Below are 17079 nucleotides of genomic sequence, written 5' to 3'. Positions count from 1 at the left end.
CCAGTGCCCGCCGTTACCGCTTCCACGCACTGCGTGAGCATCAAATCCCTCCCGGAGCGTGGCCGGGCGTATTGCCGCGGCTACGTTTCGGCCATCACCGTGGTGCCGGCCAACGACCCGCCGCGGTTTACCGCAGTGGTAGAGGACTCGATGGCCGCTTACCGCGAAAACCCCCTGGCTTCCCGGGCCAAGGTGCGCCTGGTCTGGGTAGGCCAGCGACGGGTGCCCGGGATCGAAGCCGGAACGTACCTGGCGTTCGAGGGCATGGTGTCCGATGTGGACGGACGCCCCACCATCTTCAATCCGCGATACGAAATCATTGGACGCCCGGAGGCCGACGCATGAGCACACCCAAGCAGCCGGACGAGGGCCAGCCGGACCTGAACCAGCTCGCCGGACAATATGCGGCCCGCGCCGGGGTGGAGCGCCGCGACGACGGGCAGATCGATGTGCTCAAGTCCGTCGGCGGCGTCCGGGGACTGGCCGAGGCGATTGTTCCCGGGCTTCTCTTCACCCTGCTCTACACCGTGGGGGTGGAGCTGAACCTCTCACTGGGTGCGGCCGTAGCCGCCGCAGCCGTGTTTTCAGTAGCCAACCTTCTCCAGCGGCGCCCGTTGATGCAGTCCCTGACGGGTGTGGCAGGCGTCGCCATCTGTGCCTTCGTGGCGCTGCGCAGCGGTGACGGCGCAACGTACTTCGTCCCCGGGTTCTACCTCAACGGCGCCTACATCCTGGCGTTCCTGATCTCCATCGCCGTGAAATGGCCGGTGGCCGGACTGCTGTTCGGGATGATCCGCGGCGAAAACCTGGATTGGCGCACATCGCCGGTCCGGTTGAAGGCCTACACCTGGGCCAGTTGGATCATCGTGGCAGTCTTCGCCCTCCGGCTGGCCGTCCAGCTGCCCCTGTTCCTGGCGGACAATGTTGCCGCGCTGGGCACCATGCGCCTGGCTATGGGCGTGCCGCTCTATGCGCTGGGACTCTGGCTGGCGTGGGTGGTCTCCCGTCCCTCGGCCGTCGTGGCCCCCGAAGCCGCGAGCGGGCCCGGCTCTGCTGCGGGAGACTCCGCAGCGTCCGACCCGGCGTCCAGGGATTCCTGACGGGCGTGTGCGGCTGCCGCGGCCGCAGCCGGGGATAGGACTGCCCGCAGTTCGTCTTCGGCTGCAATCGTGGTGATGAAGAACAGCTCGTCACCCGGCTCCACGACGTCGTCGTTGCTCGGCGTGATGGGTGCGTCGTCGCGCAGGATCGCAACCACGGTGGCATCCAGCGGCCAGTCGATTGATCCCAGGGTCCGGCCCGTGAGGTGCGAATCGGAGGGAACGGTGAACTCCACCATGGAGGACACACCGGTCTGCAGGCTGAGCAGCCGGACCAGGTCGCCGATTTCCACGGCTTCTTCGACCAGGGCGGTCATGAGGCGGGGCGTGTTCACTGCCACGTCAACACCCCACGAATCGTCGAACATCCAGTCGTTCTTCGGATTGTTCACGCGGCCTACGGTCCGAGCCACGCCGAATTCGCTCTTGGCCAGCAGCGAGACCACAAGGTTGACCTTGTCATCGCCGGTGGCGGAAACGACGACGTCGGCTTCCTCCAGCCGCGCATCCTTCAGCGTGGTCAACTCGCAGGCATCGCCGATCAGCCACCGGGCTCCGCGCAGGCCGCTGCGGCCCACGCACTCAGGCTTCTCATCAATCAGCAGCACGTCATGGCCGTGGGAGAGCAGTTCCTTGGCGATGGACGAGCCCACGCTGCCGGCGCCGGCAATCACAACTTTCACAGGGACTCCTTGGCTGGTTCCTTGGACAGGATCTTGCTGATTTCCGCGGTCCGGTCGACTGACATCATTGCGTGCAGGACATCACCCTCCTGGTAGCTGCTGTCCTGGCGCGGCAGGATCCCTTCCCCGAACCGGGTGACATAGGCAATCCGGACACCGGCGGCGGTCTCGATGCTGACCAGCGACCGGCCCAGCCAGCCCTCATGCAGGGACAGCTCACCCAGGATCAGCCGGCCGGAGGACTCGCGGAAGTCGCCGTTGATGCTCTGCTCGGGCAGGATCCTGCGCAGCACCTGGTCGGCGCTCCACCGAACGGCCGCGACCGTGGGGATGCCGAGGCGCTGGTAGATCTCCGCGCGTCCCGGATCGTAGATGCGCGCGACGACGTGCCCTACATGGAAGGTCTCACGCGCCACGCGGGTGGCCAGGATGTTCGAGTTGTCACCGCTGGAAACGGCGGCGAATGCATAGGCCTCTTCGATGCCCGCAGCTTTGAGCGTCTCGCGGTCAAAGCCGACGCCGGTCACCTTGCGTCCCGTGAAGGTCTGCCGCAGCCGGCGGAACGCCCGCTCGTCCTGGTCGATGATGGCGACCGAATGGCCGGCATTGTCCAGGGTATGGGCGAGGCTGACGCCTACGCGCCCGCACCCCATGATCACGTAATGGGCCAACTGCCCTACCTCGGTTTCGGTTTATGGCGAACTGCGCGCCGCAGAAGGCTGCCGCGCAGCTGTCCGCGCAATAAAATCAATCAACGCCAGCTTAGTCCCGACGGCGGTCCAAATAGCACCGCGCCCGGCTCCCGTGGTGAGATGGACTTTTAGGCTCCATGAAGGAAGTACAGCAACCCCATGTCTATTGAACTCACCATCGGCGCCCCGGCCCACGGCGGCCACTTCGTTGCCCGGCATGAAGGGCGGGTCGTCTTTGTCCGGCACGGCCTTCCGGGGGAGCGGGTCCGGGTCCGGCTCACGGAATCGGGCGAGGACGCCAAATTCTGGCGGGCCGACGTCGTCGAGGTCCTCGAGGCAGCAGAGGGACGCCGGGAGCATTTCTGGAAGGAAGCAGACGCGCTGCGCGCGGCGGCACGGGGGAAGCTGCCCGTGGGCGGCGCTGAGTTCGGCCACATTGATCTGCCGGTCCAGCGCCGGCTGAAGGCGGAGGTCTTCGCCGAGCAGCTGCGCCGGCTCGGCGGCACCGACCTGGTCCCGGAGGTCGAACCCGCACTCGAGGAAAGCGCCGACGGACTGGGCTGGCGTACCCGGGTCAGTTTCTCGGTGGCGCCCAGCGGCCGGCTGGCCATGCATGCCCACCGCTCAGATGAACTCATTCCGGTCGAAGCCATGCCCCTGGCCTCCGAGTCCATTAACGCACTGCGGCTGTGGGAGACGGACTTCACCGGCATTGACCGTGTGGAGGTAGCCGCTCCGGCCGCCGGCGGACAGCCCCTGGTCCTCCTGATCCCCGCGGCGGGAACCCACCCGCGGATCCCCGCGCGGATTGCCGGCAACCTGCCCGACGGCGTGTCCGTGGCCGCTTGGAACCCGGAGAGCCACGAACTCACCCGGCTGAAGGGACGCACCTGGGTGCAGGAAACGGTGCTGGGCCACGATTACCGGGTCACCGGGGCAGGGTTCTGGCAGATCCACCGTTCCGCGCCGCAGACGCTGGCGGCGGCCGTGCTTGATGGCCTTCAGGTGCAGTCCGGGGAATCCGTGGCCGACCTTTATGCCGGTGCCGGACTGTTCACCGCTCCGCTGGCGGCGGCTGCAGGGGAATCCGGCCGGGTGCTCTCGGTCGAAGGATCCCCGGGTGCCAGCCGTGACGCCCGAAAGAACCTCTTCGCCGCGCCCCAGGTGCAGATTAGCCAGGGCCGGGTGGACAAGATGCTCCAGGATCCGGGGGACCTCGACGTCGTGCTCCTGGACCCGCCGCGCGTCGGAGCCGGGAAAGCGGTGGTGCAGCAGATCGACGCCGCCGCGCCCCGGGTGGTCGGCTACGTGTCCTGCGACCCGGCGTCGTTCTCCCGTGACCTGGGCTATTTCCGGGCCGCCGGCTGGGAAATGGACAGCCTGCGGGTGTTCGACCTGTACCCGCATACCCACCACATGGAGTCCTTCGCCGTCCTGCGCAAGCGCTAGCGGTTCCGTCGCCGGCGCCGGAAAAGCCGTCGGCGACGCCGGTCACGACGCGTCGTGGCCCATATCTCCTCCGGGCGCCCCTGTAAAGGCTAGGATGGGATGCAGTTGTCCAGTACTGCGCCTTTATGGGGGAGTTCTCCGGAAGTTTCGACTTTCGGGGGAGTCGTTGCCCAGGCAGGGGGCCTGTGTCGGCAGGAAATGAACCACCGGTTTCCATGCCGCCCCCTTTGCCCGACTTTTTAGGGAAACCTAACTGGCGGGCAGTTGTGACCTGGACAAAGATAACAAGGTGGCGAGAGGAGTCCTGTTATGACTAATGTGGACAGCTTCGGATCCAAGGGCGTCTTAGACGTCAAAGGTTCCGAGTATGAAATTTTCCGGCTGAATTCCGTCGAAGGCGCCCAGAGCCTTCCGTTCAGCCTCAAGGTCCTGCTGGAGAACCTGCTCCGCACCGAAGACGGTGCAAACATCACGGCAGACCATGTACGTGCCCTGGCGCAGTGGGACGCAGACGCAGAGCCCAGCACCGAAATCCAGTTCACCCCTGCCCGGGTGATCATGCAGGACTTCACCGGCGTACCCTGCATCGTTGACTTGGCTACCATGCGCGAGGCAGTTGCCGATCTCGGCGGCGACCCCAAGCGTGTGAACCCGCTGGCACCTGCCGAAATGGTCATTGACCACTCCGTGCAGATCGATGCCTTCGGCAACTCCGGCGCCCTCGAGCGCAACATGGAGATCGAATACCAGCGCAACGGCGAGCGGTACCAGTTCCTCCGCTGGGGCCAGACGGCGTTCGATGACTTCAAGGTCGTTCCCCCGGGAATGGGCATTGTGCACCAGGTCAACATCGAATACCTGGCCCGCACGGTTATGACCCGCGAAGTTGACGGCGTCCTGCGTGCCTACCCCGACACCTGCGTCGGCACCGACTCCCACACCACCATGGTCAACGGCCTGGGCGTGCTCGGCTGGGGCGTTGGCGGCATTGAAGCCGAAGCAGCAATGCTCGGCCAGCCCGTCTCCATGCTGATCCCGCGCGTCGTCGGCTTCAAGCTGACCGGTGAGATCCCCGCCGGCGCAACGGCCACCGACGTCGTCCTGACGATCACCGAAATGCTGCGCAAGCACGGTGTGGTCGGCAAGTTCGTAGAGTTCTACGGCGAAGGTGTTGGCGCTGTTCCGCTCGCCAACCGTGCCACCATCGGCAACATGAGCCCCGAATTCGGTTCCACTGCGGCGATCTTCCCGATCGACGACGTGACGCTGGAATACCTGCGCCTCACCGGCCGGTCCGAGGAGAACGTAGCCCTCGTTGAGGCCTACGCCAAGGAACAGGGCCTCTGGCACGACCCGTCCAAGGAAATCAAGTACTCCGAGTACCTGGAACTGGACCTGTCCACCGTGGTTTCCTCCATCGCCGGCCCGAAGCGTCCGCAGGACCGCGTGGAACTGACCAACGCCAAGACGCAGTTCCGTAACGACCTCAAGAACTACGTCCACGAGACCGTAGAGGCCGAGAACGGCACCGTCGACGAGACGCTGGAAGAGACCTTCCCGGCTTCCGACGCACCCTCGTTCAACGCCAACGCCACGACGGTCGAAGACCACGACCACGACCTGGTTGCCGAGGCGGATGCTCCCGCCGAGCGTGCCACCAACTCCGTGCCGGTCACCATGGCCGACGGCCGCAGCTTCGAGCTGGACCACGGTGCAGTAACGATCGCCTCGATCACCTCCTGCACCAACACGTCCAACCCCTCCGTGATGATGGCCGCCGCCGTGCTGGCCCGCAACGCGGTGGACAAGGGCCTGGCGTCCAAGCCGTGGGTCAAGACCTCCGTGGCCCCGGGCTCGAAGGTTGTCACCGACTACTACGAGAAGTCCGGCCTGATCCCGTACCTCGAGAAGCTCGGCTTCTTCGTGGTCGGTTACGGCTGCGCCACCTGCATCGGCAACTCCGGTCCCCTCGAAGAGGAAATCTCCGAGGCGATCAACGAAGCCGACCTGGCGGTCACCGCAGTGCTTTCGGGCAACCGCAACTTCGAAGGCCGCATCAACCCGGACGTGAAGATGAACTACCTGGCCTCACCGCCGCTGGTAGTCGCCTACGCCCTGGCCGGCACCATGGACTTCGACTTCGAGAATGACCCGCTGGGCCAGGACGAAGCCGGCAACGACATCTTCCTGAAGGACATCTGGCCGAACCCGGTCGAGGTCCAGCAGATCATCGATGCCTCCATCGACCAGAAGATGTTCAGCGACAGCTACAACACCATCTTCGAAGGCGACGAGCGCTGGAAGTCCCTGCCCACTCCCGAAGGTGCAACCTTCGAGTGGGATGCGGAGTCCACGTACGTCCGGAAGCCCCCGTACTTCGAGGGCATGAAGGCTGAGCCGGAGCCCGTCTCCGACATTGAGGGCGCACGCGTCCTGCTGAAGCTGGGCGATTCGGTCACCACCGACCACATCTCCCCGGCCGGTTCCTTCAAGTCCGACACCCCGGCAGGCAAGTACCTGCTGGAGCACGGTGTGGCCCGCAAGGACTTCAACTCCTACGGCTCGCGCCGTGGCAACCACGAAGTCATGATCCGCGGCACCTTCGCCAACATCCGCATCAAGAACCAGCTGCTCGACGGCGTTGAAGGCGGTTTCACCCGTGACTTCAGCCAGGCCGACGCACCGCAGGCTGCCGTTTACGATGCCGCGATGAACTACCAGGCCGCCGGCACTCCGCTGGTTGTCCTGGCCGGCAAGGAATACGGCTCCGGTTCCTCACGTGACTGGGCCGCCAAGGGCACCGCGCTGCTGGGCGTGAAGGCAGTTGTTGCCGAGAGCTACGAGCGTATCCACCGCTCCAACCTCATCGGCATGGGCGTCCTTCCGCTGCAGTACCCGGCCGGCGTCAATGCCGAGTCCCTGGGCCTGACCGGTACGGAAACCTTCTCCGTTGAAGGCGTCACCGAACTGAACAACGGGACCACGCCCAAGACCGTCAAGGTCACGGCCACCCCCGAAAACGGCGAAGCCATCACGTTCGACGCGGTCCTCCGCATCGATACTCCGGGTGAAGCCGACTACTACCGCAACGGCGGCATCCTGCAGTACGTACTGCGTCAGATCTCCGCTAAGTAGCAGTAAACGCACCACGTTCAGGGCCCCGTTTCCCCGATCCGTCCAGAGGGCGGAGAAGGGGAAACGGGGCCCTGAAGCGTTGGGTAGGAACCGCGGAGCGCACGCCGCGCGTTAGAGTTAACCCATTGCGACGGCGTGCAGTGCCGCCGATACGACTCAAGGGAGGCACCCCTGTTGGGACTTCTGGAAACAATCCGGGATCCTCGGGACCTCAGCAGGCTTTCGCTGACACAGCTGAAGCGGCTTGCTGAAGAGATCCGTTCATTTCTGATCACGAACGTCGCGCAGACCGGCGGGCACCTCGGCCCGAACCTGGGCGTGGTGGAACTGACCATGGGCATCCACCGGGTCTTTGATTCCCCGCGGGACAGCATTGTCTTCGACACCGGGCACCAGTCCTACGTGCACAAGATCCTCACCGGCCGCCAGGACTTCGCCACGCTGCGCCAGCAGGGCGGCATGTCCGGTTATCCCTCGCGTGCCGAGTCGGTCCACGACATCGTGGAAAGCTCCCACGCCTCCTCCTCGCTCTCCTGGGCGGACGGCATCTCCCGTGCCCGGCAGCTCAGCGGCGAAGGCGACCGCTACACCGTGGTCATGGTGGGCGACGGCGCCCTGACCGGCGGCATGGCCTGGGAAGCCCTGAACAACATTGCCGCGGACCAGCGCCGCCGTGTAGTGATTGTGGTCAATGACAACGGCCGCTCCTACGCCCCGACCATCGGCGGCCTCGCCGACTACCTGGCGTCCCTGCGGCCCACCATTGATGCGGTGCGCACGCACCACGCCTATGAGAACACCCTCGGCTGGTGGCGCGACCGCCTGCAGAAGGGCGGTCCTGCAGGTCGGTTCGCCTACCGAAGCCTGCACGCCGCTAAGAAGGGCATCAAGGACTGGTGGACTCCGCAGGGCCTCTTCGAGGACCTCGGCATGAAGTATGTGGGACCCATCGACGGCCACGACCTTGACGCCGTCGAACGCGCCCTGCACAAGGCCAAGAACTACGCCGGTCCGGTCATTGTGCACGCCATGACCGAGAAGGGCCGCGGCTACGCTCCGGCCCGCGCCCACGAGGCGGACCAGTTCCACGCGGTCGGGATCATCGACCCGGAAACGGGTGCCCCCGTGGAGCCGGGCGGCAAGGAGTCCTGGACGTCCGTATTCGCCACGGAGATCGCCGAGATTGCGGACGAACGCACCGATATCGTCGGAATCACCGGTGCCATGCTTATCCCGGTGGGCCTGCACCGTTTTGCCGAGCGGCATCCGGACCGGGTGTTCGACGTCGGCATCGCCGAACAGCACGCCCTCACCTCTGCCGCAGGCATGGCCTTCGGCGGCCTGCACCCGGTGGTGGCGCTGTACGCGACCTTCCTGAACCGTGCGTTCGACCAGCTGCTGATGGACGTCGCCCTGCACAAGGCCGGCGTGACCATCGTCCTGGACCGGGCCGGCGTCACGGGCCCGGACGGCGCCAGCCACCATGGCATGTGGGACATGTCCATGCTGCAGATTGTCCCCGGGCTGCACCTGGCTGCGCCGCGCGACGCCACCCGGCTGAAGGAGGAGCTGCGCGAAGCCGTGGCCATCTCCGATGCCCCCAGCGTGGTGCGCTTCTCCAAGGGCACCGTGGGAAGCGATATCGATGCCGTGGAGCGGACCTCCGACGGCGTGGACATCCTGGCCCGGCGCCCCACCGGGGACAGCTCCAATGACGTCCTGATCGTCAGCGTGGGCGCCATGGCGGATATGGCCCTCGACGTCGCCGACAGGCTCGGCGCGCAGGGCATCAGTTCCACCGTCGTGGATCCGCGCTGGGTGCTGCCCGTGCCGCGGTCCATCATCCGCATTGCCGCCGACCACCGGATTGTCATTGTGATCGAAGACGGCGTCCGGGCCGGCGGGGTGGGCTCGCGGATCCGGCAGGAAATGCGGGCCGCGGGCGTGGACACCGCATTGAACGAGGTCGGGCTGCCGGCCGAGTTCCTGGACCACGGCAGCCGCAGCGAGGTGCTGGAGCGGGTCGGGCTGACCGCCCGGCAGATTGCCAACGACGTCGTCGCCCAGGTCCTCGGCACGAAGGTGCCGTTTGCCCGGCCGCTGCCGGGCTCCGAAATGCCGACGGGGCAGGTACCGAAGATCCAGTAGCCGCGCAGGGTCCGGGCGGCCGGACGACTCTCTGAAGGGGTGTAAGCCATGGCGGATAATGTTCCTGCCCTCGCCGTTACAGGAGCCACCGGTGCCCTGGGCGGAGCGGTTGCCCGGATGCTGGCCGAGGCCGGGGTCCGGCAGCGGCTGCTCGCGCGGCACACCGCCCGGCTGCCTGAGCTGCCGAATACCCCCGTTTTCGCGGCGTCCTACCTGGACCGGCCGCAGGCGGTCAGTGCCCTGCGCGGCGTGCACACCCTGTTCATGGTGTCGGCCGCAGAGAGCCCGCACCGGGTGGAGGACCACTGCACCTTTGTGGACGCGGCCGTCGATGCCGGCGTGCAGCACATTGTCTACACGTCCTTCATGGGTGCGGCGCCCGACGCCGTCTTCACACTGGCCCGTGACCATGCCGCCACGGAGGAGTACATCGCCTCCAGACAGGGCCTGGAGCACACGTTCCTGCGCGACTGCCTGTACCAGGACGTGCTTCCGACCTTTGTCCAGCCCGACGGCGTCATGCGCGGTCCGGCGGGAGAGGGGAGTTTCGCCCCGGTGGCGCGGAGGGACGTTGCCCGCACTGCCGTGAAGATCCTGTTGTCACCGGAGCAGCACCGGAACCGTGCCTACACCCTGACCGGCCCCGCCGAGCTGAGCATGGCAGAGGTTGCCGGCATCCTGTCCCGGGTGACCGGAACGCCCGTGAGCTACCAGGCGGAAACCTATGACGAGGCCGTGGCCTCCCGAATGAAGAGCGGCGCCGCCCGATGGCAGGCGGAGGCATGGGCCAGCAGCTACCAGGCCATTGCTGCGGGCCAGCTGGCACCGGCCAGCCCGGACATTGAACGGCTCACCGGTATTGCCCCGCTGGGGTTCGAGGATTACCTCCAGCAAACCCGTAACTGAACACCGCCTGGGAGTGCACCACGGGGCGTGCAGGGGATAGGGTCGAAGGTATGGAACACCACATGCCGTCGGACATCGCCCGCTTTCTTGCCGAGTGCACGGTGGGCGACATGGATGATGAAGCAACACCAGTAGCGGACCTGTACGGTATGTACATTATTTGGAGCGAGCAGCAGGGGACCGAGCCGCTGGCCGTGCAGGCGTTCTCCGCAGCGGTCCAGGGCGAGGGGATCGAGGCCGAGCGCCGGCGCAGCGAGCAGGTCTACACCGGACTCCTTCCCACCGGAGCCATCCCCATCCAGTACATCCTGGAAACGGACAAGGCGCCGGGCCCCAACAACAGCCTGGACACGTTCCTGGGCTAGCGCGTTCTGCAGCCGGTCCGGGAGTTTGCTGCCGGTTTGGGAAAAGCCTCCGCTGCGCAGCGGTTGGAATTTCCCAAACCGGCAGGATTTTTCCTAAACCGCAGCGATTCGGATGCCGTGAGTTCCAGCTGGAGCCCGAATCCCTGCATTCTGTCCGATTCCCTGCGGTTTGTCCGGGTTCCCGCGCCGCGCGGAGCAGGGATCCGGACAAACCGCAGGGATTTCCCCCAAACCGCAGGGGTCAAGGGACGCACAAGGAGAGCGGTTCACGGGAGTACCGTAGTTTGCATGACTTCATATAACAGACTCGGAAATTCCGGCCTGACCGTCTCCACGGTCGGACTGGGCTGCAACAATCTGGGCCGTCCGGGGACGCCCACGGAATCGCAGGAGGGCACCGACGCCGTCGTCAATGCCGCCGTCGACGCCGGCATCACGCTTTTTGATGTGGCTGACGCCTACGGGCGTACCCCGGGGCTCAGCGAGGAAATGCTGGGCAAGGCGCTGGGCAACCGCCGGGACGACGTGGTGGTGGCAACCAAATTCGGCATGGACATGAAGGGCGTCAACGGCGCAGACTTCGGTGCCCGGGGATCCCGGCGGTACATCGTCAAGGCTGCTGAGGCTTCCCTGCGCCGCCTGAACACGGACTGGATTGACCTCTACCAATTCCACACCCCGGACCCGCTGACACCCATCGAGGAGACCCTCGCGGCCCTTGATGACCTGGTGACCAGCGGCAAGGTCCGGTACATCGGACACTCCAACCGAGCGGGATGGCAGATTGCCGAAGCGGAGTTTGTGGCCCGGATGGGCGGCTTCACACCGTTCATCTCCTCACAGAACCATTACAACCTGCTGGACCGCCGGGCCGAGCTGGAGGTCACTCCGGCCGCTGAAGCCTACGGATTGGGCGTGCTGCCCTACTTCCCACTGGCCAACGGCCTGCTCACGGGCAAGTACAGCAGCGGCAAGGCTCCCGAAGGCAGCCGGCTGACGCACTCCCGGACCAACCTCCTGGAGAACGCGGACTTCGGGCAGCTTGGGGAGTTTGGCCGGTTCGCAGCCGATCGCGGCCTCACCGAGGTGCAGGTGGCCTTCTCCTGGCTTGCCGCCCAGCCGTCGGTGGCCTCCGTAATCGCCGGTGCCACCAAGGTGGAGCAGGTGCAGCAGAATGCCGACGCCGTGTCCTGGGAGCCGTCCGAGAAGGACCTGGAAGAACTGGACCGGATCTTCCCGAAGACGCCGAAGGTTGCTTTGTTCTAAGTTCCTCTCGTCACCTTGGGTGGTCCGGAGGGTCCGGAACGGCGGCAACGAAAATCCCTTGCTCGCTTCAGCTCGCCGGGATTATTAAAGCCGCTGAACCCGGACCCTCCAGGTCCTCCGGGCAGAACCGCGGCGCAGGAGGAGTACCGGCAAGCCGCTGTGAGTGTTCTATCGCATCTATGCCGATGGCCCAATTGATCCAGATGGCCAGACCTGCCGCCGCCACGACCGTCAGGGACGGGGCGATTCTTTCCCGTTGCCGAGGGCGGAGGATCAAAGCCACCGTGCCCGCCGCGGCAGCGACGGCCGGTAGTACCAATGAGGCTGCCAACACCCACTGGCGCCGTGGGATCTGCCGCCGGTAATAGCAGGCGCTGTGATCGGGATCCATTTCGAATTCGTATGCGAACGCCGCGAATGTAGAAAAACCCGTCAGCATCAGGCAAATAACACCGACCGTCAGTAACGTCCCGGAGTTCATACGTGTGCTCACGCGCAATAGTCAAACATACGAGCGAAGATTTGCCGCTCTAATGGGACGCAATCCTGGGTGGGTCGGTACCGAGGCTCAGGCGGGGTTGGTTGCCTTGCCGTCGAGCCAGAGGGTTTCTGAGTCGTCCCGGTGCGTTCCCGTGGTGCCGACATGTTTCTGATCTATTTGGGCACCGTTTTTGATGACGTGGACGAGTGCCATCCCGTGACCGCGTCCGATTCCGTAATCGGTCTTGAGCCATTCGAGGATCTCGCCGGCCTTGACGTTTCCACCGCTGAATCCTTTCGTTGCGGCGATATCCACGAGCTGGCGGGGCGTTAGTCCTGTTTTTTCTTCAACGGCGTCGAGGTAGGCCTGGAAAGACATCTAGTTCTCCTTTTCCCGTTCATGCCAATACTCCTCCCGCCTCCGGCGGACGAGCTGTGCCAGCATCCTGAGGGAAGCGGCAGTAAGCGCAAGGACAAGGCACACCATCAGCCAGTTCCAGGGCTCATCGAACGGCAACAGGAGGAGCAGCCAGAGAGTAACGAACGTACTCAGCATCACGGCGACCATTTGCCGAATATGGTCGCGCTCCCAACCTGCTTCCATGCAGAAAAGGCTAGTGCCGGAGCTGCACCCTGACCAGAGACACGAGGAACCGACTTTATAGGTAGAGACGGACACCCATAGATACGGTGCTCTGTTTCTCGTCGGCTGCGGTCGATTCAGCGCGAGTTGACCTCCTTCGGTGACGGGATGGCTTCGGCCGGAGATGAGTATTCGCACTGGTGGTCACCAAGACCAGCCGGAAACACTTCACCACCCACACATCCCGATGTATGCCGGAAGCCATTGGCGGTGCAGCTCCTTGACTACGCCTTGACTACTGCTTATCGCTGACCGCAGGGTAGGCAGTCTCAGGCTGGGGCCACGCCGTAGGTGACGTAGCGTGGACGCATACGTCCATCCGGGGGCGCAAACGCCACCATGGCTTGGGGTGGAACCCGATCTATAGGGCAACGACCGTGGACTACCCAGGCTCAGAGTCTACCGTTCCGATACTTCGAACCGCGGTCGGGTATGGCTCATTGGTGGTTTTGGTGTTTGCAACCAACGGAGAATCAGTGACGTCCCAAGCCACAAGCTCCAGTAGAGGGGGAGCCTTGCGGTCCTGACTCATCTAGGGAGCTGGCGCGGCGACTACTCCTCACCAGAGACCACCTGAACTGCACCGTGACGGACACGCAAAAGCGCCGGACGGACCGGGTTAGGCGGCTTTAACAATCCTTGCGAGCCCTGCCAGCGAGGATTTTCGTTGCCGCCGTTCCGGTCCGCCCGGCGCGGGCGATACCTAGGGCTACAGGCTAGGCAGCAGCCGCCTCATGGAACTTCTTGCCGTTCACGCGCTCGGACGCACCGACACGGTCCAGGTACGGCGTGATGCCGCCCAGGTGCATCGGCCAGCCGGCTCCGAGGATCATGCACAGGTCGATGTCCTCCGGAGCTGCGACGACGCCCTCTTCGAGCATGAGTCCGATTTCCTCGGCCAGGGCATCCTGCGTGCGGCGCAGGACTTCCTCGGAGGTGGAAGGCGTGGTGCCGAAGTCCAGCATCGCCAAGGTTTCCTCGGGGATGTAGGCGTTGCCGTCCTCGTCCTTCTGCCACAGGGACTTGATGCCGGCGTCGATGAGCTTCTGCGAGTTCTTCGAGAGCCAGAAGCGCTCACCGAAGGCCGAGTGCAGCGATTCCTGCACATGCTGTCCCACCGGCAGGCCCACGAGGGCGAGCAGGGTGAACGGCGACATCGGCAGGCCCATCGGGCGCAGCGCGTTGTCCGCGGTGGCGGCGTCGGTGCCCTCGTCGAAGACCATGGTGATCTCGCCGAACATGCGGCCCAGGATGCGGTTCACCACGAAGGCGGCGGCATCCTTGACCAGCACGGCGGTTTTCTTCAGCTGCTTGGCCAGGACAAAGGCGGTGGCCAGCACGGCGTCGTCGGTCTTGGGTGCGCGCACGATTTCCAGCAACGGCATGACGGCGACCGGGTTGAAGAAGTGGAAGCCGACTACGCGCTCGGGGTGCTGCAGGTCCGCGGCCATTTCCGTCACGGAGAGCGAGGAGGTGTTGGTGGCCAGGATGCATTCGGGGGAGACCACGGCCTCCACCTCGGCGAACACCTGCTTCTTCACGGAGAGTTCTTCGAAGACAGCCTCGATGACGAAGTCGGCGTCGGAGAACGCCTCCTTCGAGACCGAACCCGTGACCAGGCCCTTGGTGCGGTTGGCGGCGTCGGGGGAGATGCGCTTCTTGGCCAGGAGCTTGTCCACCTCGGCGTGCACGTAGCCCACGCCCTTGTCCACGCGCGCCTGGTCGATGTCCGTCATGACCACGGGCACCTTGAGCTGGCGGGCGAAGAGCAGGGCGAGCTGGCTGGCCATCAGGCCTGCGCCGACCACGCCCACCTTGGTGACCGGGCGGGCCAGCTTCTTGTCCGGTGCACCGGCGGGGCGCTTGCCGCGCTTCTGGACCAGGTCCAGGAACGCATAGACGGTGGAGCGGAACTGCGGGGTCTGCATCAGTTCGGCCAGGGCATTGCACTCGGCCTCGCGGGATTCCTCCCGTGTCCAGGTCTTGCCGGCTTCGAGCAGGTCCAGGACCAGCGCCGGTGCGGGGGCTGCGTTGGAGGTCTTGGCCTCCACAAAGGCACGTCCCTTGGCGACGGCGGCATCCCACGCGTCCCCGGCGTCGGCGGGTTCGACGGCGTTGGGCCGGGAAACCTGCTCCTCGCCGCTGATCACGCGGGAGGCCCAGGCCAGTGACTGCTCGAGGAAGTCCGCCGGCTCGAACAGGGCGTCGGCAATGCCCAGCTTGTAGGCGGCCGCCCCGGAGAGGGTGCGGTTGTTGCTGAGCGGGTTCTCGATCATCACCTTCACGGCGTTCTCGGGTCCGATCAGGCGCGGCAGCAGGTAGACGCCGCCCCAGCCGGGAACCAGACCGATGAAGGCCTCCGGCAGCGACAGTGCGCCGGCGCCGGTGGAGACCGTACGGTAATCGGACTGCAGGGCGATCTCCAGGCCGCCGCCGAGGGCAACGCCGTTGATGAAGGCGAAGCTGGGCACGCCCAGGTTGCCGAGCTTGGCGTAGACGTCGTGGCCCAGGTGGGCCATGGCCGCGCCGTCTTCATATTCGGAGATGGACTTCACGGCCGACAGGTCGGCGCCGGCGACGAGGTAGAACGGCTTGCCGGTGACACCGACACCGACAATCTCGCCCTTGTCCGCACGGGCCTTGAGCTCGTCCAGCTTCGCGCCCAGCTCAAGCAGGGTGTTCGGGCCGAGTGTGGTGGGACGTGAGTGGTCGACGTCGTTGTCCAGGGTGATCAGGGCGAAGGTGCCCTGGTTGCCCGGCAGCTGGATGTCGGAGACGTAGGAGTGGGTGACAACCTCGGTGGGGAACAGTCCCGCGAGGCGCTGGTAGTCAGGAGCAGACATTACTTCGTGGCCTCCGTGGAATCGGTGTTGTATTCGGGGTGGTTCGGGTTTTCCCAGATCACGGTCGCGCCCATGCCCAGGCCGATGCACATGGTTGTCATGCCGTAACGCACGCTCGGGTCTTCCTCGAACTGGCGGGCCAGCTGGTTCATCAGGCGCACGCCCGAGGAGGCCAGCGGGTGGCCGACGGCGATGGCGCCGCCGTAGCGGTTCACGCGGGGATCGTCGTCGGCGATGCCGAAGTGGTCCAGGAAGGCCAGCACCTGGATGGCGAAGGCCTCGTTGATCTCGAACAGGCCGATGTCCTCGATGGACAGGCCGGTCTGCTCCAGCACCTTTTCGGTGGCGGGGACCGGACCGTAGCCCATGACCTCGGGCTCGACGCCGGCGAAGGCGTAGCCGACCAGGCGCATCTTGACGCCCAAGCCGAGTTCTTCGGCAGCTTCCGCGGAGGCCAGCAGGGCGGTGGTGGCGCCGTCGTTCAGGCCGGCGGCGTTGCCGGCGGTGACCCGGCCGTGGGCACGGAACGGGGTGCGCAGGGCGGCGAGGTCTTCCACGGTGGTGCCCGGGCGCGGCGGTTCGTCCACGGTGTTCAGGGTCCAGCCGGTGCCGGGTTTCTTCGTGGCGACGGGAACCAGGTCCGGCTGGATGGAGTTGCCGGCGTAGGCCTTGGCAAGCTTCTCCTGGCTGGCGGCGGCGTACGCGTCGGTGCGGTCCTTGGTGATGTGCGGGAAGCGGTCATGCAGGTTCTCCGCAGTGTTGCCCATGTTCAGGGCGGCGGGGTCCACCAGCCGCTCGGTCATGAAGCGCGGGTTCGGATCGGCGTCCTTACCCATCGGGTGGTTGCCCATGTGCTCTACGCCGCCGGCAATGACGACGTCGTAGGCGCCGAAGCCGATGCCGGACGCGGTGGTGGTCACGGCCGTCATGGCGCCGGCGCACATGCGGTCAATGGCGAAGCCCGGGACGGTGCGCGGCAGGCCGGCCAGGAGCGCGGCGGTGCGCCCGATGGTCATGCCCTGGTCACCGGACTGGGTGGTGGCTGCAATGGCAACTTCGTCGATGCGTTCCGGAGGAAGGGAGGGGTTGCGGCGCATCAGTTCGCGGATGCACTTGACCACCAGGTCATCAGCCCGCATGCCGGCGTAGATACCTTTTTCGCCTGCTTTGCCGAACGGGGTCCGCACTCCGTCAACGAAAACTACGTCCCTGATCTGCCGTGATCGGCTTTGTGGGCTCACGTACTTACTCCTCTTTGAGATATGAAACGGAACAACGTCCGAGCCTATGTTACTCATGAGTAACATAGGCTGCAAGGATGCTGACGGACAGCCGTGGACTGATCCGTTATGGCGTGGATCACGCCGGT

The 17079-nt window shown here is 65.4% G+C and carries 14 protein-coding genes and 1 pseudogene; 8 read left to right on the top strand and 7 right to left on the bottom strand.

Translation table 11 applies throughout. From position 1 onward, the window contains the following. The first annotated feature begins 33 nt into the window (after positions 1–33). Both NNX38_RS11015 and NNX38_RS11010 read left to right on the top strand, forming a co-directional pair. Complete coding sequence (locus NNX38_RS11015; RefSeq protein ID WP_255798024.1) at positions 34–345, top strand: hypothetical protein; 312 nt, start codon at positions 34–36, stop codon at positions 343–345. Continuing rightward, positions 342–950 (top strand): annotated as a pseudogene (locus NNX38_RS11010) (DUF3159 domain-containing protein); the annotation flags it as partial. The gene NNX38_RS11015 and the pseudogene NNX38_RS11010, both read left to right, overlap by 4 nt. Positions 951–967: 17 nt before the next feature. Here the strand turns inward: NNX38_RS11010 and NNX38_RS11005 are convergent. Both NNX38_RS11005 and NNX38_RS11000 read right to left on the bottom strand, forming a co-directional pair. Beyond that, a complete protein-coding gene (locus tag NNX38_RS11005; protein WP_255798023.1) occupies positions 968–1783 on the bottom strand; it encodes a TrkA family potassium uptake protein in 816 nt (271 codons plus the stop codon). After that, positions 1780–2454, bottom strand: a complete 675-nt coding sequence (locus NNX38_RS11000; protein WP_229952211.1) for a TrkA family potassium uptake protein — start codon at positions 2452–2454, stop codon at positions 1780–1782. Before NNX38_RS11000 ends, NNX38_RS11005 begins: the two co-directional genes overlap by 4 nt. 180 nt (positions 2455–2634) lie before the next feature. On the opposite strand from NNX38_RS11000, the gene NNX38_RS10995 reads away from it, so the two are divergent. From NNX38_RS10995 to NNX38_RS10970, 6 genes are all read left to right on the top strand, one after another. Next, positions 2635–3924, top strand: coding sequence for a class I SAM-dependent RNA methyltransferase (locus NNX38_RS10995; protein WP_255798022.1), 1290 nt, complete (start codon positions 2635–2637; stop codon positions 3922–3924). 309 nt (positions 3925–4233) lie between these two features. Beyond that, positions 4234–7059, top strand: a complete 2826-nt coding sequence (locus NNX38_RS10990; protein WP_255798021.1) for an aconitate hydratase — start codon at positions 4234–4236, stop codon at positions 7057–7059. Between the two features lie 174 nt (positions 7060–7233). Further along, on the top strand, positions 7234–9207 hold the full coding sequence (gene dxs, locus NNX38_RS10985; protein ID WP_255798020.1) for a 1-deoxy-D-xylulose-5-phosphate synthase: 1974 nt from the start codon (positions 7234–7236) through the stop codon (positions 9205–9207). A 48-nt stretch (positions 9208–9255) separates the two neighbouring features. Then, positions 9256–10113: an SDR family oxidoreductase gene (locus tag NNX38_RS10980; protein ID WP_255798019.1), complete on the top strand. Its 858-nt coding sequence runs from the start codon at positions 9256–9258 to the stop codon at positions 10111–10113. A 50-nt stretch (positions 10114–10163) separates the two neighbouring features. Further along, positions 10164–10478, top strand: coding sequence for a hypothetical protein (locus NNX38_RS10975; RefSeq protein ID WP_255798018.1), 315 nt, complete (start codon positions 10164–10166; stop codon positions 10476–10478). A gap of 288 nt (positions 10479–10766) precedes the next feature. Beyond that, positions 10767–11744: an aldo/keto reductase gene (locus NNX38_RS10970; protein WP_255798017.1), complete on the top strand. Its 978-nt coding sequence runs from the start codon at positions 10767–10769 to the stop codon at positions 11742–11744. Between the two features lie 67 nt (positions 11745–11811). Here the strand turns inward: NNX38_RS10970 and NNX38_RS10965 are convergent, their stop codons facing one another. The 5 genes from NNX38_RS10965 to NNX38_RS10945 form a co-directional block, all read right to left on the bottom strand. After that, a complete protein-coding gene (locus NNX38_RS10965) occupies positions 11812–12237 on the bottom strand; it encodes a hypothetical protein (protein ID WP_255798016.1) in 426 nt (141 codons plus the stop codon). A 75-nt stretch (positions 12238–12312) separates the two neighbouring features. After that, positions 12313–12603, bottom strand: coding sequence for a DUF4287 domain-containing protein (locus tag NNX38_RS10960; RefSeq protein WP_255798015.1), 291 nt, complete (start codon positions 12601–12603; stop codon positions 12313–12315). After that, positions 12604–12828 (bottom strand): hypothetical protein, encoded by a 225-nt coding sequence (locus tag NNX38_RS10955; RefSeq protein WP_255798014.1) that lies wholly within the window; start codon positions 12826–12828, stop codon positions 12604–12606. A gap of 755 nt (positions 12829–13583) precedes the next feature. Further along, positions 13584–15710, bottom strand: a complete 2127-nt coding sequence (locus tag NNX38_RS10950; protein WP_255798013.1) for a 3-hydroxyacyl-CoA dehydrogenase NAD-binding domain-containing protein — start codon at positions 15708–15710, stop codon at positions 13584–13586. Further along, positions 15710–16951: an acetyl-CoA C-acyltransferase gene (locus NNX38_RS10945; protein ID WP_255798012.1), complete on the bottom strand. Its 1242-nt coding sequence runs from the start codon at positions 16949–16951 to the stop codon at positions 15710–15712. The genes NNX38_RS10950 and NNX38_RS10945 overlap by 1 nt, the downstream gene beginning before the upstream one ends. Positions 16952–17079 lie beyond the last annotated feature (128 nt).

It is taken from the genome of Arthrobacter sp. zg-Y238 (assembly GCF_024385525.1).
Classification (GTDB): Bacteria; Actinomycetota; Actinomycetes; order Actinomycetales; family Micrococcaceae; genus Arthrobacter_B; species Arthrobacter_B jinronghuae.
Note: the sequence above shows the minus strand (reverse complement) of the source record. Positions and strands in the feature narration are given on the sequence as shown.